The 23,698-nt window shown below is 63.6% G+C and carries 17 protein-coding genes and 1 pseudogene; 4 read left to right on the top strand and 14 right to left on the bottom strand.

The genetic code is table 11. The features are described 5' to 3' along the window. Positions 1–192 precede the first annotated feature (192 nt). Both FFS45_RS35310 and FFS45_RS35315 read left to right on the top strand, forming a co-directional pair. Complete coding sequence (locus tag FFS45_RS35310; protein ID WP_137959265.1) at positions 193–1,716, top strand: class I tRNA ligase family protein; 1,524 nt, start codon at positions 193–195, stop codon at positions 1,714–1,716. A gap of 148 nt (positions 1,717–1,864) precedes the next feature. After that, entirely contained in the window at positions 1,865–2,200 is a 336-nt protein-coding gene (locus tag FFS45_RS35315) for a thioredoxin family protein (RefSeq protein ID WP_137959266.1), read from the top strand. A gap of 110 nt (positions 2,201–2,310) precedes the next feature. On the opposite strand, the gene FFS45_RS35320 is transcribed toward FFS45_RS35315, so the two are convergent. The 9 genes from FFS45_RS35320 to FFS45_RS42610 all read right to left on the bottom strand — a co-directional run bounded on the left by FFS45_RS35320 (position 2,311) and on the right by FFS45_RS42610 (position 13,248). Then, positions 2,311–3,132, bottom strand: coding sequence for a formate/nitrite transporter family protein (locus tag FFS45_RS35320; protein ID WP_249363055.1), 822 nt, complete (start codon positions 3,130–3,132; stop codon positions 2,311–2,313). Between the two features lie 280 nt (positions 3,133–3,412). Continuing rightward, the gene (locus FFS45_RS35325) at positions 3,413–4,012 is read right to left on the bottom strand and encodes an ATP phosphoribosyltransferase regulatory subunit (protein WP_137959267.1); all 600 of its coding nucleotides are present in this window, start codon (positions 4,010–4,012) and stop codon (positions 3,413–3,415) included. Positions 4,013–4,321: 309 nt separating this feature from the next. Next, complete coding sequence (locus FFS45_RS35330; RefSeq protein WP_171029839.1) at positions 4,322–5,380, bottom strand: VTT domain-containing protein; 1,059 nt, start codon at positions 5,378–5,380, stop codon at positions 4,322–4,324. Positions 5,381–5,658: 278 nt separating this feature from the next. Continuing rightward, positions 5,659–7,542 carry a tetratricopeptide repeat protein gene (locus FFS45_RS35335; RefSeq protein WP_249363056.1) on the bottom strand — a complete coding sequence of 628 codons (1,884 nt, stop codon included), beginning with the start codon at positions 7,540–7,542 and terminating at the stop codon, positions 5,659–5,661. 20 nt (positions 7,543–7,562) lie between these two features. Continuing rightward, on the bottom strand, positions 7,563–8,690 hold the full coding sequence (locus FFS45_RS35340; protein ID WP_137959269.1) for a DUF2827 domain-containing protein: 1,128 nt from the start codon (positions 8,688–8,690) through the stop codon (positions 7,563–7,565). Further along, on the bottom strand, positions 8,687–9,217 hold the full coding sequence (locus FFS45_RS35345; protein WP_137959270.1) for a DUF4019 domain-containing protein: 531 nt from the start codon (positions 9,215–9,217) through the stop codon (positions 8,687–8,689). Before FFS45_RS35345 ends, FFS45_RS35340 begins: the two co-directional genes overlap by 4 nt. A gap of 95 nt (positions 9,218–9,312) precedes the next feature. Next, positions 9,313–10,467, bottom strand: a complete 1,155-nt coding sequence (locus tag FFS45_RS35350) for a DUF2827 domain-containing protein (protein ID WP_137959271.1) — start codon at positions 10,465–10,467, stop codon at positions 9,313–9,315. Beyond that, positions 10,464–11,630 (bottom strand): DUF2827 family protein, encoded by a 1,167-nt coding sequence (locus tag FFS45_RS35355; RefSeq protein ID WP_137959272.1) that lies wholly within the window; start codon positions 11,628–11,630, stop codon positions 10,464–10,466. The genes FFS45_RS35350 and FFS45_RS35355 overlap by 4 nt, the downstream gene beginning before the upstream one ends. Before the next feature lie 25 nt (positions 11,631–11,655). Beyond that, on the bottom strand, positions 11,656–13,248 hold the full coding sequence (locus tag FFS45_RS42610; protein WP_249363059.1) for a YadA-like family protein: 1,593 nt from the start codon (positions 13,246–13,248) through the stop codon (positions 11,656–11,658). On the opposite strand from FFS45_RS42610, the gene FFS45_RS42820 reads away from it, so the two are divergent. Then, positions 13,172–14,413 carry a hypothetical protein gene (locus FFS45_RS42820; RefSeq protein ID WP_283204785.1) on the top strand — a complete coding sequence of 414 codons (1,242 nt, stop codon included), beginning with the start codon at positions 13,172–13,174 and terminating at the stop codon, positions 14,411–14,413. The genes FFS45_RS42610 and FFS45_RS42820 overlap by 77 nt on opposite strands. Before the next feature lie 326 nt (positions 14,414–14,739). Here FFS45_RS42820 and FFS45_RS42925 read toward each other — a convergent pair. Next, positions 14,740–18,675 (bottom strand): annotated as a pseudogene (locus FFS45_RS42925) (ESPR-type extended signal peptide-containing protein); the annotation flags it as partial. Positions 18,676–19,447: 772 nt separating this feature from the next. Between FFS45_RS42925 and FFS45_RS35365 the strand changes: the two are divergent. Then, positions 19,448–20,284 (top strand): EAL domain-containing protein, encoded by an 837-nt coding sequence (locus FFS45_RS35365; protein ID WP_171029840.1) that lies wholly within the window; start codon positions 19,448–19,450, stop codon positions 20,282–20,284. A gap of 83 nt (positions 20,285–20,367) precedes the next feature. Here the strand turns inward: FFS45_RS35365 and FFS45_RS35370 are convergent, their stop codons facing one another. The 4 genes from FFS45_RS35370 to FFS45_RS35385 form a co-directional block, all read right to left on the bottom strand. Continuing rightward, positions 20,368–21,708: a DUF3443 family protein gene (locus FFS45_RS35370; protein WP_249363057.1), complete on the bottom strand. Its 1,341-nt coding sequence runs from the start codon at positions 21,706–21,708 to the stop codon at positions 20,368–20,370. Next, complete coding sequence (locus tag FFS45_RS35375) at positions 21,705–22,175, bottom strand: DUF2844 domain-containing protein (protein WP_249363058.1); 471 nt, start codon at positions 22,173–22,175, stop codon at positions 21,705–21,707. Before FFS45_RS35375 ends, FFS45_RS35370 begins: the two co-directional genes overlap by 4 nt. Positions 22,176–22,405: 230 nt before the next feature. Then, positions 22,406–22,723, bottom strand: coding sequence for a chaperone modulator CbpM (locus FFS45_RS35380; protein WP_137959275.1), 318 nt, complete (start codon positions 22,721–22,723; stop codon positions 22,406–22,408). A gap of 9 nt (positions 22,724–22,732) precedes the next feature. Further along, the gene (locus FFS45_RS35385) at positions 22,733–23,683 is read right to left on the bottom strand and encodes a DnaJ C-terminal domain-containing protein (RefSeq protein WP_137959276.1); all 951 of its coding nucleotides are present in this window, start codon (positions 23,681–23,683) and stop codon (positions 22,733–22,735) included. Positions 23,684–23,698 lie beyond the last annotated feature (15 nt).

Consider the following 23,698-nt stretch of genomic DNA (forward strand, 5'->3'; position numbering starts at 1 on the left):
TGGCACGATTCAAAAACCGCGGCGCCAACCGCCGCCTTGTCTTCCGACACATCCTCACGAAAATGCAAGCAATCCAAGCCCTCGCTCACTCGATGCGTATGCCCCTGGCAGGTTCTCCCCCCAGGCGCTAAGGGCTTTTTTTGCCTCTAAAAAGGGACGCCGCTGGCGTCCCTTTTCTTTTTTGGAGCGGCAATGACGTACCGATACATCACCACCCCGATCTACTACGTGAATGACCGGCCGCACATGGGCCATGCCTACGCGAGCGTGCATGCGGACATCATGGCCCGCTATCTGCGGGCCGCCGGCCATCAGGTGATGCTGCTCACCGGCGCCGACGAGCACGGCGAGAAAATCGCCAAAGCCGCGGCGCAGGCCGGCGAAGCGCCGCGGGCCTTCGCGGAGCGTCACGCGCAGAGCTTCGAAGCGGCGTGGCGGCGTCTCGCGGTCGAGCCGGATCACTTCGTCCGCACCACGGCGCCAGCGCACGCGCGGGTTGTCGCGGCGTGCCTGACGCGTCTGTTCGAGGCCGGTGAGATTTATCTGGCCGACTATGAAGGCCTCTATTCGGTCGGCCAGGAGCGCTTCGTAACGGAGAAGGAGCTGGTCGACGGCAAGCTCCCCGAGGACAAGGAGCCGCCCGTGGTGCGGCGCGAACCCAACTACTTCTTTCGCATGGAGTCGCACCGCGCCTGGATCAGGCAACTGCTGCTGGACACGCCCGATCTGATTCAGCCTGCGCAGTACCGCAACGAAGTGCTCAAACTGCTCGAAGAACCGATAGGCGACCTGAGCATCTCGCGCCCGGCGGACCGGCTCGCATGGGGCATTCCGATTCCATGGGACGCGAAGCACGTGACCTATGTCTGGTTCGATGCGTTGCTAAGCTATGTGTCGCCGCTGGGGTATCCCGATCAGGCGGCGTTTGCGCACTACTGGCCGACGGCGCGGCATATCGTCGGCAAGGACATTCTGCGCACGCACACGCTGTTCTGGCTGAGCATGACGCACGCGCTGGGAATCGAGCCTTATAAGCGCCTGCACGTATCGGGACATCTGCTGGGCGCCGATGGGCGCAAGATGAGCAAGTCGCTCGGCAACGGTGTCGATCCGCTGGCGGCGGCCGATACCTACGGCGTCGACGCGCTGCGCTATACGCTCGTGCGCGAGGTCAGCTTCGGCTTTGACGGAATCATCAGCGAAGCGGTCATCGAGCAGCGTCTGAACCGCGATCTGGCCGACGATCTGGGCAACCTGGCAGCGCGCACGCTTTCGATGGTGGTGAAATACCGCGGCGCCCACGTCCCCGCGCCCAGCGCCTACACGGCGCCGGAGCTGGCGCTGATCGCACGGGCGGCCGAGCTGCCGGCCGTCGTACTGGCGCTGGTCGACGAAATGAAAATTGGCCGCGCCGCCGAGCAGGTCATGGAGCTGGTGAAGCAGCTCAACGTCTATGTGGCGACGAGCGCCCCATGGACGCTCGCCAGAGATGCCGGCGCATCGGGGCGGCTCGATACCGTGCTCTACACGCTGGTCGAAGCGCTGTACCACGTCTCCAACCTGCTGGACCCGGTAATGCCCGGCAAGATGCAAGAACTGCGCTCGCTGCTTGGCGTCTCCACGGAGCCTCGCTGGAATGTCTCCTGGGGGGACGGCGTCAAGCCGGGCGGTGCGATCCGTGAAGGCATCCTCTTTCCCAAACGGGCCAGCACGTAGCACCCGAAGGCGCATCGCAGTGCACGCCGGCTGGAGCGACGCCAGCCGGGGGCGCTGTTTTCCGCTACATTGAAGTGTTTGCGACACGCTCGCCGTGCTTCCAGTACAGCTCAAGCGTGCCACCACCCACACCGGTCCCGGAGTAGAAATGACGTCACCCGCTGGCTATTCAGCCGCCTCGCCGACCCGCACCGAAGTCGATGCGCTTGCAGGCGCAACCATTCTTGAGTTCGGTACAGACTGGTGCGGCTACTGCAAGGGCGCACAGCCGCTAATCGGCCGGGCCTTCGAAGGCCATGCCGGGCTGCGCCATCTGAAGATCGAGGACGGGCCCGGACGGCCGCTCGGCCGTTCCTTCAAGGTGAAGCTGTGGCCGACATTGATCTTTTTGCGCGACGGCGTCGAAGTGGCGCGAGTGGTGCGGCCGGCGGATACCGGGTCTATCGAGGAAGGATTCACGGCCCTTGCCTTGGCGGGTAGCTGAATCACTTCCTGCGCGGGAGCCCTCTTCAAAGCACATCGCCCGCATCTGATAACTCAGATGCGGGCGATGAAGTTAACGCACGAGGCTGTGTCTGCCCCGTCGTACCAGGATCAGTTCGTGTTGGCGCTACCCGCCGCGGCCGGCAAGCGCGTCTTGGACGGATGACCGATACCGCCTTCCTGCAGCCAGTAGCCCAGCCCCATGAAGATCGCGCCGCCGGCCAGGTTGCCGAGCGTGACGAATACTTCGTTATGCACAGCACCGGCGAGTGTCACGCTATCCGGATGCTCGGCCATCAAGGCAAGCGCGAACACGAACATGTTGGCGACGCTGTGCTCGAAGCCGCTTGCCACGAAGGCGAAGACCGGCCAGAAGATCAGGCCCAGCTTCGCGCCGTCGTTGTTGGTGCGCGCGGCCATCCAGATGGCGAGGCACACGAGCCAGTTGCACAGCAGGCCCTTGGCGAACAGCGCGAGGCCGGGTGCGGCCATCTTCGCCGTCACGGCCTTGAAGAAGACTTCCGAACCGTCAGTCAGCAACACACCGCCACCGGCCGCATGCAGAATTGCCGCGAGCACGATGGCGCCGATCAGGTTGCCGATCCAGCACACCACCCACACGAGCACCACGCCGCCGACGCCCGTCTCGCCGCGCAGCAGCGCAAACGGCATGTACATGGCAGTCCCGGTGAACAGATCGGAACCGGCGAACACGACGATGGTCAGCGCGCAGGCAAACACGGCGCCCATGACGAGGTGGACATAAGCCGGATCGACATGCGAGCCGACCGAAAACATCAGGATGTCGCCGAAGCCGATATAGGCGCCGGCCATGGCCGCGCCAACCAGAAACGCAAACGGCGAACGCAGGATGGCCGCCGCCTTGTGGGCGCCAACCTTGGCAAATTTATCAATGCTCTCTTCGTACATCATGGCTCCGAATTGGTCTCCCCTCTTTACCTAAGGAGGGTGCGTCAAACTGGCGCATATGATAGGACTAGCGAAGCTGATCTTCATCAACAAAGCGACGCAAAACGGGCGGTTTGGCGGGAAGATGGAACTGTGCTCCCGCGGCACGGCGATTTCTGTATCCCTTTTTCGGCTACTTGCACTAAGACGGGGCAGCGCGGCTGCCCCGCTGTTGCACGGTGAAGCGCCCAGGCTTCTCCGCGAAGCGTGCATGACCCTGACGCCTCGCGTTGGTTGTGAGTGTTTAGCTGCTCGTCAGGCCTTGCATGCCCATCGCCAGCAGCAAGCGCTCCGCGCCGATTCCGAAACCCGCGCCCTCGCGATATGCGCCGCCTCCCGCCACCTGTTGTTGCGCGCCGAGTTCCGGGCAGCGGATTTCGAAGCCCTCGCCGCCCAGGTAATAACTCAGACCGCGCCGCGCGGCGACATCCAGTTCGTAGCGCACGCCGATCGAATCGAGGAAGCCGGTGGCGAGCTCACGGCTGCGTATGAGGACACTTAGGGGTTCTGGGCCGAGGTATTCAAAGCCGAGTTGCACGAACTCGCGATAGCGGCCGGCCTGGGGCCGCTCATAGCGGTAACAGCGCGCCACATAAAACAGCAGGCGTTCCTTGCGGCGTTCGAGCAGCTCCTGACAGCGCTCCTGAAACAGTGCAGTAGCTTCGGGGATCAGGCAGACCGGCCGGCCCTTCTTGTCCGGAAACGCCCACATCTGGCCGATGATTTCACTGCCGCCGGCCTTTTGCACAAAGGTGTCCTGCGACCATAACGCGGGGACGATGGCCTCTTCGGCCCCAGCATCAATGAAGGTAGCTCCGGAAGCGGTTCTCCAGTTCGCGAACAAGCGCGGCTTCCTTGCCGACGATAAAGCGGGTTCCACGGATCATGGTCATGCTCGAACTCCAGGTGACGAGGAAATAAAAAAAGGCGCCTTGGGCGCCTTGGTCGTTTTTGCATGAGCCAGCCGGTCAATCAGTATCGGGCTGGCTTCGCTGCTATGAGACGTAACGAACCACGGCGCAACGGACTGCTGCCGTGATGGTGATGCGACCAGATGGTGACGTTACGTGTTTTCATGACTGGCAGTGTGGCACAGGCGCACGGCTTTGTGAACGCTTTCAATGTTGTTGCCGATATATCCCGCAGCACGGCGTCACTCGGTGAGACGCGCTCTCACCGTGTACTCGTTATCGAGCACCGGATCGAACCCGGCCTCTGCCGCGGCCGCGCCGCCGCGCGGTGCGTGAAAGTCCGCCGAGAGCGGTTCGACCGGATAGCCGCGCCGCTCCCATGCATCGAGCCCGCCCTTGAGCGCCTGCACATGATGAATGTTCTTGCGATGCAGTTGCGTGATGATGCGCTTGGCCGTCGCCTCGTTCGGGCACACGCAGTACACGACGATCGGACGCTTGAGCAGCGCGGGATCGAGTTGCTCGGGAGAATCCAGATCGAGAGCGCGCGCACCCGGAATCCGGTACGCCTCCTTGGCGCGCACTTCCACCGGGCGCGCGTCGAAAATCAGCGGCGGCGCGTTCGACTTCATCAGCCCGTCCAGTTGCTCGGGGCTAATGCGAATTTTGGCCAGCCAGCGGCGAAACTGCATTCGCCGCACCCAGCGATAGAGGACGAACAGCCCGCCCAACACCGCCAACAGATCGAATACCGTCATGCCGTTGTGCCGCACGAGCAGAAGCAATAGCGCGATCTCCTCGTGCAGCGCCGCGCCGCCGACCAGCCACAGGCCCGCCCACAGCGACGCACCGAGCAGATCCCAAAGCAGGAAAATGCGTGCGTCGATGCTGGTGGTGCCAAGCAGCGGCGCGGCAATCAGACCGAGGCCGGGGACAAATTTCGAAACCGCGAGAATCGGCGCGCCGTAGCGTTCGAAGACATTGCGCGCCGTGCGCACGGTGGCATCGAACGACAGCGAAAATCGCACCAGAGAATTGAGCATGCGGCGTCCGCGCAGTCGCCCGGTGGTAAACCACAGCGTATCGGCCAGCAAGGTGGCGCAGACGGCCGCGACGAACACGCTCGAGTACGACACCTGTCCCGCGGCCGCCATGGTGCCCGCCAGAATCAGCATGGGTGCGGCCGGCACCGGCACGCCGAGCTGCGTGACCAGCACGCTCACGAAGACCACCCACGCACATAGCTCGGGTGGAATAGCTGTCGGGAAATGCAACACAATACCGCTCCTGCGGGAAACCATCGCCGATGGCTGGACGTTCGGTCTGTCTCGGCAACCTGCGCGGAATTCCTTGAACAGGTGCGACAGTGCATTCGTCACGCGGCGCCGGGCAATCCTGCGCGTTGCGTCGACTACCGGATTCTAAACAAAAACGCCAATTGGCATGGCGCAGGCGGCCAAAGCCGCGTACGGCGTGGGCCTATTCCTGTTCCGGTCCATAGGCTCGGGCCCGAAGCGGCGGGTGCGGCGGGCGCGGCGGCGGCGGGTACTGCTGCTCGCCGGCCTCGTCGCGCCTGTCGCTAAGGTGCAGCCACGCTATCGCCCGGCGTGGCAAGCGTCAGCAGATCCGCCCTCACCTGCTGCATCACCGTAGACCAGTCGCGGTACTGCTGTTGCCGGTACAGCCTGAGGGACGGATACCACGGGCTATCCGATCGCTCGAGCATCCACACCCAGTGCGGATTGACGTCCAGCAGCAGCCACGTGGGCACGCCGAGCGCCCCCGCGAGATGCGCGACGGAGGTGCATACGGTGATCACCAGATCGAGATTGGCGATCAGCGCGGCGGACTCGTCAAACGAGTTGAGCGACGCTGTGTGGTCGGTCACGGCGAGGCCGTTCTCCGCCATCTCCCTGACATCTTCGGCGCCGTCGATCTGCAGGCTGTAGAAGGTGACGCCGGGGACCACCTGCAATGCTTGCGCGTACAACGAAGGCGGCACCGAGCGCAGCGGATTGCGCTGATGCGTGCGGCTGCCGCTCCAGACCAGCCCGACCTTGAGCGCCGTGCCGCCCGGCAGCTTCGCGCTCCACCGCCGCATGCGCACCGGATCCGCAGTGAGGTAACGCAATGGCGAGCGCAGCGTGTCGGGCGTCACACCGAGCCTGAGCGGCAGGCTGCCGACCGGCAGGTCGAAATCGAACGCCGGGAACTGGGGCGTATCGTGCGGCACGACTGCGATGGCCAGTGCGGCGAGGCTGCGCTCGAAGAGCGGCAGGAGCTTGCTAAAGCAGCAGTAAATCAGCGTGCCGCCGTCGCGCCGGACCTGCTCGGCGATGGCGGGAACGAAGCGCACAAACTGGATCGCGTCGCCGAAACCTTGTTCCCCCCAGATGAGCAGAGTCTTGCCACGCAGATCTTCGCCTTGCCAATGCGTCTGCGGACTCAGGAAGCTGGCATGCTCCAGTTCCGGCGAACCGGCCCAGCGCGCCTCGTGATTGATAAGGCCATTGGCGTAGTCGCCGCGCAGCAACTGCAGCATCGCCACCGACCACTTCACCTTCGGTTCGCCCGGCGCCGCATGGGCGGCCCGCACCATGACAGCCAGCGCCTCGTCCCAGCGTTGCAGCTCCTTGAGCGCGCTGCTCAACGCCTGCAGGCCGACAAAGTATTGCGGGGCCAGCGTGCAGCCGCGTTCTGCTGCGATCAGCGCGCTGTGCGGTTCGCGCAGACGCAACCAGGCGTTGCTGGCATTGGCCCAGGCGAGGTAGTTGTCCGGGTCGAGTTGCAGCGCCTGCTCGGCGAAGCGCAAGGCGGCGCGATCGTCCTTCATCTGATGATGCAATGCCGACAGATTGTTTTGCAGCATGGCATGGCCGGGATCGAGCGCCAGCGCGCGCTGGTAGGCCGCAAGCGCCGCGGATTGAGACCGGTCCTGACTCTCGCCCTGACTTTGCCCCTTGTGGTGTGCGAGACCCAACAGGAACCAGGCCCGCGCCGAATCGGGCCGCGCTTCGCACCACCCGGCGGCAACCTCCACCGCACGGGTTTGCAGATTGAGTTGCAGCAGGAGGTCGAGCCACGCTTCGAGCCAGCCCGAGGACTCAGGCGCATAGGCCGTCTGCGGCGCACTCTGGAATGCGCGTTCGTACCAGGCATGAGCGCGCTCGGGCGTGCCTTCAAGCGACGCGAGCCGCGCCAGCTCGACGAATGTCGGCGCAAACGCGGTGGCAATAACGAGTGATTGCTCCAGCGCGGCCCGCGCTTCATCGTAGCGGCCGCGCAGCCTCAGCAACTGCGCGCGGGCGGTCAGCGCAGCGGCGTCTTGCGGCTGCAGCGTCAGCCAGGCTTCGATCTCCTCGGCTGCGCGCACCAGTTCGCCGCGCTCAAGACGCTGCTGGATTCTGGCGAAGGGCGTATGCGGTGCAGGCAGCAAGGTCATCAGGTGCATCGTTCGGGGCATGAATCCGGTTGGCGAAGCCGCTAGCGGATCGGCCGTGCCAGCAGGTCGTCGAAGAGCGCCGCATAGGTTGCGACCAGTTGGCGATTACCCGGCAGATAGCGCGCAATCAGGCCGCGCTGCTGCTCCCGGTACCAGGAGGCATGCGCGTCGTGGGTCTCGATAGCTTCGATCAGGCGGCGTGCGCCTTCATCGGCATCGTTGCCCTGGTAGTAGTAACCCAGATCGCTGCATAGCGACGCGTTGTGGACCAACGGATAGCCTTGCCAGCACACTTCGAGGTAGAAGTAGTTGAGCGGATTTTCGAGCTGATGCGAAATGACAATATCGGTGTTTTCAGCCAGAAACAGCGGCGTTTCGTGCCGGCCGAGGAAGACTGCCTTGTGATCGCGGACAATATCGAGCTGGTTCATCAAGGCGATGAAATCGACGCTCTCTTTCGCAATACTCTCGGCGTTCGTGACCTGCAGCAGCGCGATACTGTCAGGCCACTGGCGATAGGCCAGCTCGGCGATCAGCGCCGGGTACAGGCAGAACTTGACCACATTGAGATTGGGCTCCATCACGCTCAGGCGCCGCGCACCGGCGCGCGGCCGGTACTCGCCGGCGTTCGGCAGACCTTTGACACGCTCATCGAGAAACATCGGACTCCAGACAAACGGCACGACCCGGCCCGTTTGCCGGCGCAATACCTCGAAGTACGACTGGCTGATGGGAGCCACCTGCGGAATGATCCAGATATCGTCATAGCGCCGATTGACGAACAGCGTCTCGCCCCACATCGGCTTGCGGAACAGCACCGATTCCATGGCGTGGACATACTCGAAGCCGCAACAGTACGACACGAGCCGCACGTTGCGCTGCTTAAGATAAGCAGTTTGCCCATCGTCGATCTGGCCGCCGAGTTCGATCAGCACATCGAGTTCGTCTTTCGCGGCTTCAAACGGGAGCGTCGGATAGCGGGTCTGGTCCCACGGCAATGCTGCCGTGACAGCGACTGCGGTGGTATTCACGAGGACCACCCGCGCGATCTGCGGACAATGCCGCAAGGCCTCCGCCAGAAACGCGGCATTCTGCTTGATGCCGTTATTCCAGAGCGTTTCGGCCTCGTGGTGCAGACCGATCGTAATGCCGACGCGCAGCCCGTTCATGGCGTTGCAATCTGGCTCTGGGCCGCTGCCCGGTCCTGGGTTTGACGCGGCACGTAACCGGTCAGATGCCACTGGCCGTCGTCGCCCAGCCGGAAGCTCAGCAGTTCGAACATCGTGCGGCCGCTCGCGAGCGTCGTGGCGAAATCGACGTTCGCATACAGGCCATCGGGAATCCCCTTCGTGCCACTGTACTGAATTCGCGTGACCGAGGCCCAGCCGCGCCGCGTCACGGCCCCAACCGACTGCCGCGCCTGTTGCATCTGGCTCGTAAAGCGCTCCTGCGGCACACTCGCCTTGACGAACGGCGCCGCGTCCTGCCAGAGCGCCGCGTAGTGACTGGTGTCGAGTTGCTGCAGAACCTGGTTGGCGTCGTTCAGCAGTTCATCGGCCGAGGCGCCCTGCTCCGCAAACGCGAGCGTCGGCCCGCAAACCGTCACACCGGCAAGCGCCAGCGCGGCGATAGCACGCGCGGCCGGCGAGGAGCGTGTCGGCCTGACAATCCGGTCAAGCGAGAAATATGTCTTCATGATGCGGTTCGAAACTCATGCGTTAAATAGATGTGCGGCAAATGCAGTGCAGCGAAAACCGGTGACACCCGGCGGCATCATGCACGCCGCCACTGTCAGGCGGACGTATAGAGCGCCGCCAGTGCGTCGCTATAGATGCGCACGTTGTCGTCGTTCTCCGGGTCCAGTCCGTGCAGAAACGCATTGGCGGTGCGCCGGTAAGTCTCGAGATGCGTATCGTGCTCGGCGTAGGCGCGCTGCAAGGCTCGTCCACCCTCCTCGCAATCGAACTCGTGATAGCGGTAGCCGCAATCGCCAATCAGGTGCGAGTTGTGAATCAGCGGATAGCCGCCGTACAGCGCCTCATAGTAGACGTAGTTCTGGGCGTTTTCCCAATGATGGCTGACCACCACGTCCACGTCGCTTGCCACCACCCGGCAAAACGGAAAGCGCCCTTCGAACGAGGTCAGGCCGTGCCTGACGATATTCAGGCTGCGGGCGAAGCCGTTGAAGCTCACGTGCTCTTTCAGATGGAATGTGTTGTAGGCCCAGACGTGTTCCAGCAGATCCGGATTGGCGCGATGCGCCGCCTCGCAGGACAGCAGCGGCACGAAGCTCGTCTTCACCATGCAGATATTCGGCTCGAAGATGCCCGCGCGCCAGCGCCGCCGCCCCGGCCGGTAACCGAAGCTTAGCCCCTCGGGCAGGCGCGCGGCCTCCCGCTCCAGCACCAGCGGGCTCCACAGATGCGGCATCAGGCGCACCGGGCAGCGGAAGGTGCTGGCGTAATACGGCATGCAGGTGTTTTCGTATTCGGGCAGCGTCCAGACTTCGTGATACGGCGCCGCGTTAATCAGGAGTCCATGCGGCTTGTCGAAAATCATCCGCTCGATGTCGATGACATAGTCGTTGCCCACCCGCATCGAGACGATCTTGCCGCCGCGCTCGCGAAACGCCACCACCCACTCGCGCGACAGTTGGGCGCTCATCTCGATCATCACGTCGAGCGCCGTGGCCGCTTCGTCCATGTCGATCAACGGCACCGGCGAATCGGCGAGGAAGTTCTTCGCGTCCTCAGGCCGGCCGTCGCCACCGCCCGCGACGAGATAGGTAGCGTCGACCAGCGGCGAGCGCATCAGCAGCATCACGAGAAAAATGCAGTTCTGGTAGATGCCGTTTTCCCACACCGATTGCTCGCCTTTGCGCACGTAGATCGACACGCCCACGCGCAGCTTGCGGGGCCGGGTACCCAGGCCGGGTTCGATGCTCATGGGCGGCTCGCTTGAGTGGCAAACGCCGCGTCGCGGCACAGATGCAGGAGCCGTGCCGCATACGCGTCGAGATTGGCCTGGCTAAACTGATCGAGCGCTGCGAAGACGCGTTGCGAGCGGGTGCGATACTCGGCCAGCCCATTGGCGTGCTGCGCCGCTGCGTGTTGCAGTTGCGCCGCCCCCAGACGCGCATCGAAGCCAGGGTAGTAGTAGCCCGCCTCTTTAAGCCATGGCGAATTGTGGATCAACGGATAGTCTCCGTAGAGTGCGTCGAGATAGCTGTAGTTCTGTTCGTTCTGCCATTGATGCGCAACGATGGCGTCGGCATGCTGCACCATGAAGCCGACAATATCGTGGCGGCCATGAAACGTGGCCTTGTGCTCGCGCACCAGATCCAGTGAATTGGCGAAGTACAGCATGGTGGGATGATCTTTGAGGTGCAAGGTGTTCAGCACGTGCATCGCCTCGACGAGGCCGCGATCGGCACGGTAGGCCTCGTCGCAGACCAGCATCGGGATGCTCGAGGTCTTCACCACCGAAATATTCGGCTCGAAAATCGCCACTCGCAGGCCGCGGCGCGCGCCGTCGCGAGCTTCCCCGGCAGCCGCGGCCTCGGCCCGGTAGCCGTAATGCATGCCGAGCACTTCGACTTCCCGCATGCGTTGCTGGACGAATTGCGGATGCCAGATAAACGGCGCCTCATGCACGTCGCAGCGGTGCAGGAGGCGCATCATCGGTGCAAAGGCGGCGTCTTTGGGCAGATACCAGACCTCGTCGCAGCGGTCCGGCCGCGGCGCATGAGTGGGCTTGGTGAAAATGGCCGGTTCGGCGAGCGCGACATACGGCTGGCCGCAGCAATAGAACACCACCTTCTTGCCGCGCGCGCGCATCAGGTCGAGCCACTCGATGTCGAGCGCCCCGCCCATCTCAAGGATCACGTCGACTTCGTCGGTGGCTTCGTGCGCTCTCATCAGGCGCAGGTTGCGCGCGGACAGATCCACCTGGGCGGGCATGACCCCCTGATCGCCGACATCGATCAGTACGACCGACTGCACGAACGGCAGGCGCTGGAACAGCTCCGCCAGAAAAATGACGTTCTGTCCCAGCCCGTTTTGCCAGATGTTCTGGCCGGTGTGAGTAATGACGGAAATGCCGATGCGCATGTTCACACTCAGGTTGATACGGGTCTTACCAGGAATACCCCACCCCGGCGTTGACCAGCACGTGAGCACCGTCCGTTGCGCTGGCTCCCACCTTGATGATGGTGTTTTGCGTGATCCGCGCGCTGGCGCCGATGGCGATAGCACTGTATCCCGCATAATTCCCCACCCCGGCGGCAATCTGGAAGGTCTTGCCCTGTTCGACCTGGGGCAGACCGGCCAGCGCGCCGGCCATGGCCACGCCCGAATACGCCGCGCGCGCCACGTCGTTGATATTCTGCTGAACCCCCTCGAGTTGCGCAACGTTTACCGCATCGGTCGGGTTCACGCCGGGCGCCACGTTGGTAATGGTCCGCTCGTTACCCGGCGAGCCGACCGACACCGAATTCGCTTCGCTTGCCACCGAGCCGGAGCCGATCGCCACCGAATTCGACCCGGACGCGGTTGCGTTGGCGCCCACCGCCGACGAGCCGGAACCGGTCGCCTGCGAGCCGGAACCGACCGCGACCGTGTTGTTCGAACTCGCGGTCGAGTTGCCGCCGATCGCCACCGATTCGGTGCCGCTCGCGCTCGCCGCGCCGCCGGTGGTGTTCACCGCGACGTACTTCGAGTTGCTCGAAGCGTTGTTGGTCGTGGTTTGCGACAGTTGGGTCAGCTGACTGGTCGTTTGCGACAGTTGCGTTTCGAGTGCATACAACTGGCTGCCGTTGACCGCATCCGTGCTGTTCGCGGTGATCGCCCCGGCGGCGACGTTGGTCAACGCCACAGCGGAAGAGGCACCGACGCCGCCGAGCGTCACGCTCGTATGTGCGGCGCTGTCGTACAGCACGGCGTCGCTTGCAACCGAAGCCACGGCTTGCAACTGGCTGACGTTTACCGCATCCGTGGGTGCGGTGCCGGCCGCGACGCCGGTCAACTGGCGCGCGCCTGCCGTGCCGGTGAAGTCGACGCTGGTGCCGCCCGTGTTGGCGCCCACCGTGATCGCACCGTTGCCCGGCGCGCCGCCGACCTGTTGCACCAGACCCACAGTGCCGTTGGCGATGCCCGTCGACAACGCAGTAACGTTGCTGGTGGCCGTGTTCAGACCGGTGGACAGCGAGGCGACGTTGCTATTGGTCGTGCTCAGGCCCGTCGACAGCGACGCCACGTTGCTGTTGGTCGTCGTGAGGCCGGTGGACAGCGAGGAGACGTTGCTGTTGGTCGTGCTCAGGCCCGTCGACAACGACGCCACGTTGCTATTGGTCGTGGTGAGACCGGTCGAGAGCGACGCCACGCCGCTTTGCGCGGTGCTGACACCGGTCGACAGCGAACTGATGCTGCTCGAGGTCGTCGTGGACAGCGAAGTCAACTGGCCGAAGTTGACCGCATCGGTCGGGTTCACCCCGGCAGCGACGTTGGTCAGCGTCACCGGCGTGGTCGAGCCGACGCCACCGAGCGTCACCTTCGTGTGGGTCGAGTCGTCGTACTGGACCGAATTGGCCAGGCCCGTCGACAGTGAGGCCACGTTGCTGTTGGTCGTGCTCAGGCCGGTGGAGAGCGAGGTGATGCCGGTCGAGGTCGAGGTCGAGAGCGACGCTACGCTGCTGTTAGTGGTGCTCAGGCCCGTGGACAGCGAGTTCACGCCGCTTTGGGCTGTGCTGATGCCGGTCGAGGTTGAGGTCGACAGCGACGCCACGCTACTGTTCGTCGTGCTGATGCCAGTGGACAGCGAGCTGAGGCCGGTCGACGTCGAGGTAGACAGGCTCGCCACCGTGCTGTTGGTGGTGCTGAGGCCGGTTGAAGTCGAGGTCGAGAGCGAAGCCACGCTGCTGTTGGTCGTGCTCAGGCCCGTTGACAGCGAGTTCACACCACTTTGGGCTGTGCTGATGCCCGTCGAGGTTGAGGTCGACAGCGACGCCAGGCCGCTATTGGTCGTGCTCAGACCGGTAGACAGCGAGCTGAGACCGGTCGAAGTCGAGGTGGACAGGCTCGCCACTGCACTGTTGGTGGTGCTGAGGCCGGTCGAGGTCGAGGTCGACAACGAGGCCACGCTGCTGTTGGTCGTGCTCAAGCCTGTGGACAGCGAGTTCACGCCGCTTTGGGCCGTGCTGATGCCTGTCGAGGTCGACGTCGACAGCGACGCTACGCTGCTGTTGGTCGTGCTCAGCCCCGTGGACAGCGAGTTCACGCCGCTTTGGGCCGTGCTGATGCCCGTCGACGTTGAGGTGGACAGCGACGCCAGGCCACTGTTGGTCGTGCTCAGTCCAGTGGACAGCGAACTGAGACCGGTCGAAGTCGAGGTGGACAGGCTCGCCACTGCACTGTTTGTGGTGCTGAGGCCGGTGGAGGTCGAGGTCGACAAGGACGCCACGCTGCTATTGGTTGTGCTCAGGCCCGTTGACAGCGAGTTCACACCGCTTTGCGCCGTGCTGATGCCGGTCGAGGTTGAAGTCGACAGTGACGCCACGCTGCTGTTCGTCGTGCTCAAGCCCGTTGACAGCGAGTTCACACCGCTTTGCGCTGTACTGATGCCGGTCGACGTTGAGGTCGACAGCGACGCCACGCTGCTGTTGGTCGTGCTCAGGCCAGTGGACAGCGAATTCACGCCGCTCTGTGCTGTGCTGATGCCTGTCGACGTTGAGGTCGAGAGCGAAGCCACGCTGCTGTTGGTCGTGCTCAGCCCCGTTGACAGCGAATTCACGCCGCTCTGTGCCGTGCTGATGCCTGTCGAGGTTGAGGTCGACAGCGACGCCACGCTGCTGTTCGTCGTGCTCAAGCCAGTGGACAGTGAGTTCACGCCGCTTTGAGCTGTGCTGATGCCTGTCGACGTTGAGGTCGAGAGCGAAGCTACGCTGCTGTTGGTCGTGCTCAGCCCCGTTGACAGCGAATTCACGCCGCTCTGTGCCGTGCTGATGCCTGTCGAGGTTGAGGTCGACAAGGAAGCCACATTGCTGTTCGTCGTGCTCAGGCCCGTCGACAGCGAAGCGACGCTGCTGCCTGCCGAGCTCAGACTCGTCGAGAGCGACGCCACGCCGCTCTGCGCGGTGCTCACGCCGGTCGACAACGAGCTGACGCTCGTCGAGGTCGAGGTGGACAGGCTGGTGATGCTCGAAACCGTCGTGCTTGCCACCGAGTACAACTGGCTGCCGTTGATGGCGTCGGTACTGCTGGCGCTCACGAGACCGGCAGCGACGTTCTGGATACGGCGCTCGGTGCCCGGCGCGCCTACGCTGACCACGCCCGCCGCAGAGCTGGCGCCCGCGTATGTGCCAAAGGTCTGGCCGCCAATCGTCGTGCTGCTGACCGTTCCCGTTCCACCGGTAGCGGTCGTCGCCGTACCGGCCGTCACCGCATTGGCGCCCAGCGCGACCGAGCCGGCCACGCTGGCGTTGGCGCCGTTGCCTACAGCGACGCTGCTTGCGCCGGATGCCGACGCGCTGGTTCCCGCGGCCAATGCGTCGACGCCGGTCGCGCCGTCATTGTTGTAGTTGGCTTCCTGGGTGCCGTTGTCGTTCACGCTGTAGTAGTGCGTCTTCGCCGCCTGAATCCCCGTCGAGGTCGAAGTCGACAGCGAAGCCAGGCTGCTGTTGGTCGTGCTCAGGCCAGTCGAGAGCGAAGTCACGCCGCTTTGGGCTGTGCTGATGCCCGTGGAGGTCGAGGTCGACAACGAAGCAAGGCCGCTGTTGGTCGTGCTCAGGCCCGTGGACAGCGAGTTCACGCCGCTTTGGGCTGTGCTGATACCCGTCGAGGTCGAGCTCGACAGCGAAGCCACGTTGCTATTGGTCGTGCTCAGGCCCGACGAAATAGATGCCACACTGCTGCCGGCGGTGCTCAGGCCCGTCGAGAGCGACGCGACATTGCTGTTGGTGGTGCTGAGGCCCGTCGACAACGAGGTCACGCCGCTTTGGGCCGTGCTGATACCCGTCGAGGTCGAGCTCGACAGCGAAGCCACGCTGCTGTTGGTCGTGCTCAGGCCGGTGGACAGCGACGCGACGCTGCTGCCTGTCGTGCTCAGACCCGTCGAGAGCGAAGCCACGCCGCTCTGCGCAGTGCTCACACCGGTCGACAGGGAACTGACGCTCGTCGACGTTGTGGTGGACAGGGAGGTCAGTTGGCCGTAGTTGACGGCATCGGTCGGGTTCACCCCGGCAGCGACGTTGGTCAACGTCACCGGCGTGGTCGAACCGACGCCACCCAGTGTCACTTTCGTGTGGGTCGAGTTGTCGTACTGGACCGAATTCGCCACACCCGTCGACAGCGAAGCCACGTTGCTGTTGGTCGTGCTCAGGCCGGTGGACAGCGAGGTGATGCCCGTCGAGGTTGAGGTCGACAGCGACGCTACGCTGCTGTTCGTGGTGCTCAGACCCGTGGACAGCGAGTTCACGCCGCTTTGGGCGGTGCTGATGCCCGTCGAGGTCGAGGTCGACAACGAGGCCACGCTGCTGTTGGTCGTGCTCAGCCCAGTGGACAGGGAGTTCACGCCACTTTGCGCTGTGCTGATACCTGTCGAGGTGGAGGTCGACAACGAGGCCACGCTGCTGTTCGTCGTGCTAAGGCCGGTGGACAGCGAATTCACCCCGCTTTGCGCCGTGCTGATACCTGTCGAGGTCGAGGTCGACAAAGACGCCACGCTGCTGTTGGTCGTGCTCAGGCCTGTCGACAGGGAACTGACGCTCGTCGACGTCGTGGTGGACAGCGAAGCGACGCTGCTTTGCGCCGTGCTGATGCCCGTTGACGCCGAGGTTGAAAGCGAAGCCACATTGCTATTGGTCGTGCTCAGCCCAGTCGACAGCGAGTTCACGCCGCTTTGTGCCGTGCTGATGCCGCTCGAGGTCGAGGTCGACAACGAAGCCACGCTGCTGTTGGTCGTGCTCAGGCCGGTGGACAGCGAGTTCACCCCGCTTTGCGCCGTGCTGATGCCAGTCGAGGTCGAAGTCGACAGCGACGCCACGCTGCTGTTCGTCGTGCTCAGACCGGTGGACAGCGAGTTCACCCCGCTTTGCGCCGTGCTAATACCCGTCGAGGTCGAAGTCGACAGCGAGGCCACGCTGCTGTTCGTCGTGCTCAGACCGGTGGACAGCGAGTTCACCCCGCTTTGCGCCGTGCTAATACCCGTCGAGGTCGAAGTCGACAGCGAGCTCAGACCAGTGGACAGCGAACTCACCGAGGTGCCCACCGAGTTGAGCTGGCTTGCCACCGAATACAGTTGGCTGCCGTTCACGGCATCCGTGCTGGACGCCGTGATGCGGCCTGCCGCTACGTTCGTGATCTGCCGCTCCGCGCCCACTGCGCCGACGCTCACCACGCTCGTCGGGGTGGCTCCGGCGAAGCCGCTCAAGGTGGTCGAGCCGATCGTGGCGCTGCTGGTGGGATTCGCGGCAGCCGTCACCGAGCCGTAGCCCAGCGCTACATCGCCGGCGTTGTTGGCGACGGCCGTCGGCCCGATCGCCACACTGTTCGCGCCGAGCGCCTGCGAGTCCGCCAGTGTCGAATTGGCGTGGAAGTACTTGATGCCCTGGCTGTCAATGTTGCTCAGCGCCGACCCTACGTTATTGACGGTGCTGGTCGTGCCGTTAGCGTTGTACGTGGTGTACGAGGGAGCGGAAACTGCGCCGGTCGTGGCGTTATAGGTCGAGCCGCCGCCCAGCGCGGCCGCCGTGCTGGTGCCCAGCGCATTCAGATTGGTCTGGACCGTGCTCACACCGGTCGACAGGCTGGTGATGCCGCTGTTCGCCGTGGCGAGGCCGGTGGAAGTCGAGGTCGACAGGGAGGTCAGGCTGCTATTGGTGCTGGCAAGACCCGTCGACAGCGAACTGACAGAGCTGGTCGTACTGCTCAACCCGGTGGAGAGCGACGCCACGCTGCTGTTGGTGGTGCTCAGGCCTGTCGACAAGCTGGCGTCCCGGCTGACCGCCGTGCTCAAGCCGGTCGAGGTCGAGGTCGACAGCGCAGTGACGTTGCTGTTGGTGGTGCTCAGGCCCGTCGACAGCGATGCCACATTGCTGTTGGTGGTGCTCAACCCCGTCGACAGCGAAGCCACACCGCTTTGCGCCGTACTGATGCCCGTCGAAGCCGAGGTCGACAGCGCCGTCACACTGCTGTTCGTGCTGCTCAGGCCCGTCGACAGCGACGCCACATTGCTGTTGGTCGAGCTCAACCCCGTCGACAACGAAGCCACACCGCTTTGCGCCGTGCTGATGCCAGTGGATGCGGAGGTCGACAGGCTCGAAATGCTGCTGGCCGTCGTGCTCATACCCGTGCTCAACTGTGAGACCGTGACCGCATCTTGCGGTGCCGAGCCGTCGGCAACGTTGGTGATCCGCCGCAACGCGGTCGAAGTGCCTACCGACACTTCGGACAGCGGCGCAGCCGTACCCGTCAAATAGCCCGTGCCAGTCGGGGCCGCAGCACCGGTCGTGCTGCCAGCGCCAATCGCGACGCTGTTCGCATACTTCGCCACCGAGTTGGCACCTATGGCAACCGACGAAGTACCAGTTGATGTCGCATTGAGACCTATCGCAGCAGAATTGCCTCCGGATGCGGTAGCCTGGGTGCCGATTGCCGATGCGTTGGTACCCGATGCAATTGCCTGGGTACCGACCGCGGACGCGGTCGCGCCTGAGGCGTTCGCCTGAGATCCGATCGCGCTCGCGTAAGACCCTGACGCCTGGGACTGGCTACCGATCGCCGACGAGGTGTACCCAGCCGAGCCGGCCCCGTTACCGATGGCGGTGGCATTGTATCCGCTGGACACCGCCTGGTTGCCGATCGCTGTCGCGAAGCCGGAGGAAGCGCTTGCCGTTGCCAGATTCCCGATCGCGGTTGACCCGGCGCCGGTGGCATTTGCGTTCGAGCCGATAGCGATCGCACCCGTTCCCGACGCGGCTCCCCCGCCAGCCGAATACTGTGCGTTCGCGATATTGCCAACCGCCACGGTAGCCAGAGCGGCCATGGTCAGCAACTTCACCGCTCGGGACTTGCTCGGTTTGCCGCGCGCGGACGAGATTTCCGATGCAGCTACCCACGCACCGAGGGCCTCATTCCAAATGGTTCTGTACGACTTATTCATTTTTGCAAAGCCCTCTCAGGTAACGCGCGACACTAACCGACTCACCGGCATTGAACAGACAAATCCATCCGGCTTTCTAAAACCGAAATCCCGACGCGCATGAAATTTGGGATGGACGGATTTTATGGGTTTCGCTTTTTCCAAATTGACAAGCAATGCAAATTGCCGAAGCCGGTTTTGTTAAATATTGTCAATATCGATGATTCGAGCCAAAATCCCCGCTCGAAAAAATGAAGTGATCACTGAAACGCAGTAAATCGCCGATGGCCTGATATCGCCGCTTCAGGAGCGGGGAAGCGCCAGCCGTGAGGCTGCTAAAACGTGCCTGGCTAGAGGCGCTTATCACACGAGAGTAGTGTTACCAGGATGCCTGCCGGCAGTCGCCGCAGCCGCCCAGTTTCATACGAACGTTTTCTTCAGGCGATTTTATAATTATCAGATTTATACTCAACACCCACATTATCCAGCATCCCACCCGCCTCTTTAATCGATATGCATCTTTCTTAACACTATTACATCGATGCTCAATCCGTTTAAATCAGACAAATACCGACCCGACAGCTCCCCTTCCTTAAAGATCATCGAATTTAACAATATTTAAACTTTTCCAGCATTAACCTGTTAATTCTTGACAGTCTTTCCCGGCAAGCACCTTTATGCTTGGGCGCATTACAGCGTGGCAGCCGGCAAGACGATTACCCGGCTTGAAAACGCCGACGAGGTGACCAGAGGCTGGCCAGGGCCGGCCGCCCATATTTCAAAGGAGCGCGCAGTGGAACGCACCGCACATGCCGCGATACATCTGATCGACCAGGACGCCCCCGAGCAGGTGGTGGAACCGTCGAGCCACGACGCAGAGCTTGCGCAACGGATTCGCAGCGGCCTGCGGGCTGGCGAGTTCAGCGTCGCCTATCAGCCGGTAGCGCACGCGCAGACCCTCACGCTGCTCAACGTCGAATGCCTGTTGCGCTGGCAGCATCCCCAGTACGGCCCGTTGCTGCCCGAATGCTTTGTGTCGGCCTTCGACGATCCTCAGACCGCCCGCGCGGCCAGCGAATTCATGCTCGAAGCGGTGTGCCTGCAACTGGGCGAGATGCGCCGGGCCGGCCTCGTTCTGCCGCCCGTCACCGTCAATATCCAGCCTGCGCAACTGCTCGACGAAACGCTGTGCGACACCATCCGCGATGCGACCCGGCGCAACGGCATCGATCCGCTCCTGCTCGAACTGGAACTGGTCGCCACCGAAGATGCGGCGACGCTGCTGTCCACCCGCGAGTTCACGCGCTCGCTGCGGCAACTGGGGGTGCGGCTCGCACTCAACGATTTTGGTTCGGGATACTCACCGCTTTCGTTGCTGGGTAGTGCCCATATCGACACGGTCAAGCTGGCGCGCAGCTTCATGGCGCGGGTTCCCTTTGCGCCGCGTGACTGCGTCGTGATGACCGGTCTGCTCGACCTGCTCGAGAGGTTGAAGATGCGTGCGGTTGTGGAAGGCGTGGAGAGCGAGGCGCAACTGCGCTGGCTGCGACAGCGCCCGGAGGTCTATGTGCAGGGCTATCACGTCGCGCGGCCGCAAGCCCAGCTTGCGAACGCGCTCGCGCTCAATTGAGCGGCGAGATACCCCGCCGCTTCATCGGCTCAGGCGACTTAAGCAACTTAAGCAACTTAAGCGGCTCAAGCCGTTTAAGCCGCCTAGCTCGAGGTGAAGCCTACGTACGGACCGGTGCCGCCGCCTGCCGACGCGGTTCCGCTGATGCCGTAGTAGACATGACGCCCGTAGAAGAACGGCATGCCCAGATCGAAGGTGCCGTTCAGATACGAGGCCAGATTGTTGAACGCATAGTTGCCCGAAGCAAACAGGGTGTTCGCGTTGGCCACGTTGAAATCGATCGTGGCGTTCACGGAATTGCCGCCTGTAATCGCAACCGAGCGCGCCAGCGTCGAACTGGGCACGAAGTACTTCAGACCGTTGGTCGCAATGGTCGCATCCTGGAAGAACAGTACGTTCGAGCCCGAATCGAAAAATGCGTTGTCGCTGAAGGTAACGCCGTTGTAGGTCGCGGTGAAGTCGCCGGACGAATCGGTCGTGAGCACAGTCGCCCCGCTGCCTGCCAGCGTGTTGTTGGACTGCGTATCGATACCGAACACCAGCGTGCCGGACGCCGAGGCCGCACCGCTCGTGCCGACCGCCGGCATCTCCAGCACCACGCCGTTGTTGTCGGTGGTGAAGTACTGGACCGGATTGCCCACCTGTTGCGCCAGCTGCCGGTTGGCGACACTGCAGGTCGCGCCGCTGCACGCATAGTAGTGGCCCGTCGGGCTATTGGTCACGCACTGGCTGCCGCAGTCCTGCGGCGCCACGCCGACACCGAGAATGCCGTTCGCCCCCAGATCCGAAGGCTGCGAAAAGGCCGGCGCCTGCTGGCAGTCGCTTGGCGCAGTCGCGGTAAGCGCCGTGTCTTCCATCACCTGGATGGGCACATTCTGCCCGACTTCGCCGCCCAGCTTGATGTCGGCATTGCGCACGGTGCCCCACGAGTAGCCGCTGCCGAACAGGGCGCACTCGGCCACTGTCGCGCTGCCGGAGGTCTGCAGCGTGAGCGTGTTGAGCGTGGTCGAGGCGATCGCCGATGCGAACAGCCGCAAGCCGAACGATTCGGTATCGACCAGCACGTTGTTGATCGTCGTACAGTTCGATGTCGCATTGGTGCCCGCGGTGCACACGGTGACGCTCGCCATCGGCGCATTGGCGCGATTGAACTGGGTGACCGAAACCAGCACCGGCACCGTATTCGCTGCGGTACTCGCGGTCGGCACTGCCGTGGGATTCGCCGAACTCAGGGTGCTGGTTGTGGCGGGCGTGCTCGCCGGAGTGCTGGCCGAGCTCGTGTTGCTCGAATTGCTGGTCGTGGTGTTGCCGGTCGTGGTTGCCGAGGAAGAGCCGCCGCCTCCGCCACCGCACGCAGCCAGACTCGTGAGGAGCGCCGCGACAAGCGCCCACGCCATGGTTCGCATCGTATTGATCTGGTTCATTGCAGGTCGTCCGCACTGATACCTTGTGGAAGCGCTTGAGGCAGATATGCCCGGCCTGTGAAATTGCCCATGTGGCCGCCGGTCTGCACAACCAGGCCGTCCGCCTGCACCATCACGGGGCCGTGGCCGCCGCCCTGGGCCGCGCGCGCCGAGCTGATCCCTTGCAGGTACTCGGGGAAATAGCTGCCGAGCAAAGTGTTGAGGGGCGCCATCTGCGGGCCGTGCCACACCACCGCAAAGACAGCGCCGTTTTGTGCGATGTACTCGCGCACCACGGTGCCGCCGCTCAGTGTGGTTTCGTCGACGGTATAAGCCACCGCGGCGCTGCTGACGTGCTGGACCAGCCTCGTCGCCCGGCCCGCACTGTTGGCCGGCCAGGTCGGTGCGCTGCCGAGTTCGGCGTGCGCGGGTATGCCGGCGGCCAGTGCCGTCATGGCGGCCGCCGCACAAAGCATGCTGGTTCTCATTCGATATCCCCCTGTGATTCATCGCGCGAAGGCGCGGGATTTCACATTTCGCGCCTTACACAGGACGAATTATTGGGGGAACGTAGGAATTTCGATTCGCAGAAAAGAGCGGGAGAAATGGCCCATTTGCCGATTTGTGCGGCTGCCCGCTGCGGCTTGCTGCACGGGGCCGAGCGGGCATTCAGCAGGGGCAATTGTTAAATCTGAAGATTGCCGGATGACGGCGTGACCTAGCCGTTGCGCGCACGCCGGGGATTGGCTCGCAGCGCATCGATCTCGTCGAGCAGATCGAGCACCAGCGCAATCCCCGGTGGATTGATTTCGAGGTCGTGCGCAAGACGCCGGGCGGTGCGCGCACGGCGCAACGACGCGCCGCTAAAGCGCCACTCGCCCGGTTCCGCGCCGTGCGGAGCGAACGCGCCTTGCGCGACCCACAAGCTCAGTTCCTCTTCTGAGGCACCGCTCGCACGGCACAACTCGACGAGCGTGAATTCCATCTCTTCGTTGACTATCTGGCCTTCCAGGTAAGTCGTCACGGTCTCTTTCATGATCAGCGGTCATCCATAAAAATGGGCGCGCGGGTCGAAGCTGAACGCCTGGCGCATCACGTCGTATGCGGCGGTAGCGCGCTCCGTGTCGGCCGGCGGCAAGACAATGTTCAACGCCACATACAGATCGCCGGGCGGCGTCCCCGGAATGCCCTTGCCCTTGAGCCGCAAGCGCCGTCCGCCGTGCGAGTTTTTCGGCACCGTCATTTCGACGGAACCGTCCGGGGTCGGCACGGTGATCTGCGCGCCGAGCGCCGCTTCCCAGGGCGCGACCGGCAGGTCGAGCGAGACGTCGCGGCCGTCCACCCGAAAGCGCGGATGATCGCGAAACGCGATCTCCAGATAGAGGTCGCCGGCCGGCCCGCCGCCCACTCCGGGCGCGCCCTGCCCCGCGAGCCGCAGGTGCTGCCCGGCGCGGATGCCCTTGGGCAGCGTGACGTTCAACGTGCGTGTTTGCAGCGTGAGATGCCCCTGCTCGTCGAGCACCGGCATTTGCAGGGAAATAGCGCGCTGCGCCCCGCGATAGGCGTCTTCCAGATCGATCAGGATCTTGGCGTGGTGATCCTGGCCGCCCATCGCGGCCGCGGCGCCCTGCCGTTGATGCGCACCGGGGCCATGACCCCGGCCGAACATCGCCTCGAAAAAATCGTTGAGGTTGGCCTCGCCTGCCGCCTCCTCGCCCGCTCCGTGAAACTCGAAACCTTCGTCCCAGTTCGGCGGCGGCTGGAATTCCTGGCCGCTTTGCCACTCGCTGCCCAGGCGGTCGTAAGCGGCGCGCTTTTCCGGATCCTTGAGCACCTCGTAGGCCTCGCCCAGTTCCTTGAAGCGCTCCTCGGCGTCCGCGTGCTTGCTGACGTCAGGGTGATACTTGCGGGCAAGCTTGCGGTACGCACGCTTGATCTCGTCCTGGGCGGCGCTGCGCTCCACCTCGAGGACGGCGTAGTAGTCCTTGTATTTCATATGAAAGACAGACCT

The sequence above is a fragment of the Burkholderia sp. 4M9327F10 genome (assembly GCF_005503145.1).
In the GTDB taxonomy this organism is placed as follows: domain Bacteria; phylum Pseudomonadota; class Gammaproteobacteria; order Burkholderiales; family Burkholderiaceae; genus Paraburkholderia.

Excerpts from the sequence above, each read along its gene's own strand:
- FFS45_RS35310 (WP_137959265.1), top strand. The coding sequence starts at position 193 with ATGACGTACCGATACATCACCACCCCGATCTACTACGTGAATGACCGG.
- FFS45_RS35315 (WP_137959266.1), top strand. The coding sequence starts at position 1,865 with ATGACGTCACCCGCTGGCTATTCAGCCGCCTCGCCGACCCGCACCGAA.
- FFS45_RS35320 (WP_249363055.1), bottom strand. The coding sequence starts at position 3,132 with ATGATGTACGAAGAGAGCATTGATAAATTTGCCAAGGTTGGCGCCCAC.
- FFS45_RS35330 (WP_171029839.1), bottom strand. The coding sequence starts at position 5,380 with ATGGTTTCCCGCAGGAGCGGTATTGTGTTGCATTTCCCGACAGCTATT.
- FFS45_RS35335 (WP_249363056.1), bottom strand. The coding sequence starts at position 7,542 with ATGCCCCGAACGATGCACCTGATGACCTTGCTGCCTGCACCGCATACG.
- FFS45_RS35340 (WP_137959269.1), bottom strand. The coding sequence starts at position 8,690 with ATGAACGGGCTGCGCGTCGGCATTACGATCGGTCTGCACCACGAGGCC.
- FFS45_RS35345 (WP_137959270.1), bottom strand. The coding sequence starts at position 9,217 with ATGAAGACATATTTCTCGCTTGACCGGATTGTCAGGCCGACACGCTCC.
- FFS45_RS35350 (WP_137959271.1), bottom strand. The coding sequence starts at position 10,467 with ATGAGCATCGAACCCGGCCTGGGTACCCGGCCCCGCAAGCTGCGCGTG.
- FFS45_RS35355 (WP_137959272.1), bottom strand. The coding sequence starts at position 11,630 with ATGCGCATCGGCATTTCCGTCATTACTCACACCGGCCAGAACATCTGG.
- FFS45_RS42820 (WP_283204785.1), top strand. The coding sequence starts at position 13,172 with ATGCCGGTCGAGGTCGAGGTCGAGAGCGACGCTACGCTGCTGTTAGTG.
- FFS45_RS35370 (WP_249363057.1), bottom strand. The coding sequence starts at position 21,708 with ATGAACCAGATCAATACGATGCGAACCATGGCGTGGGCGCTTGTCGCG.
- FFS45_RS35375 (WP_249363058.1), bottom strand. The coding sequence starts at position 22,175 with ATGAGAACCAGCATGCTTTGTGCGGCGGCCGCCATGACGGCACTGGCC.
- FFS45_RS35380 (WP_137959275.1), bottom strand. The coding sequence starts at position 22,723 with ATGAAAGAGACCGTGACGACTTACCTGGAAGGCCAGATAGTCAACGAA.
- FFS45_RS35385 (WP_137959276.1), bottom strand. The coding sequence starts at position 23,683 with ATGAAATACAAGGACTACTACGCCGTCCTCGAGGTGGAGCGCAGCGCC.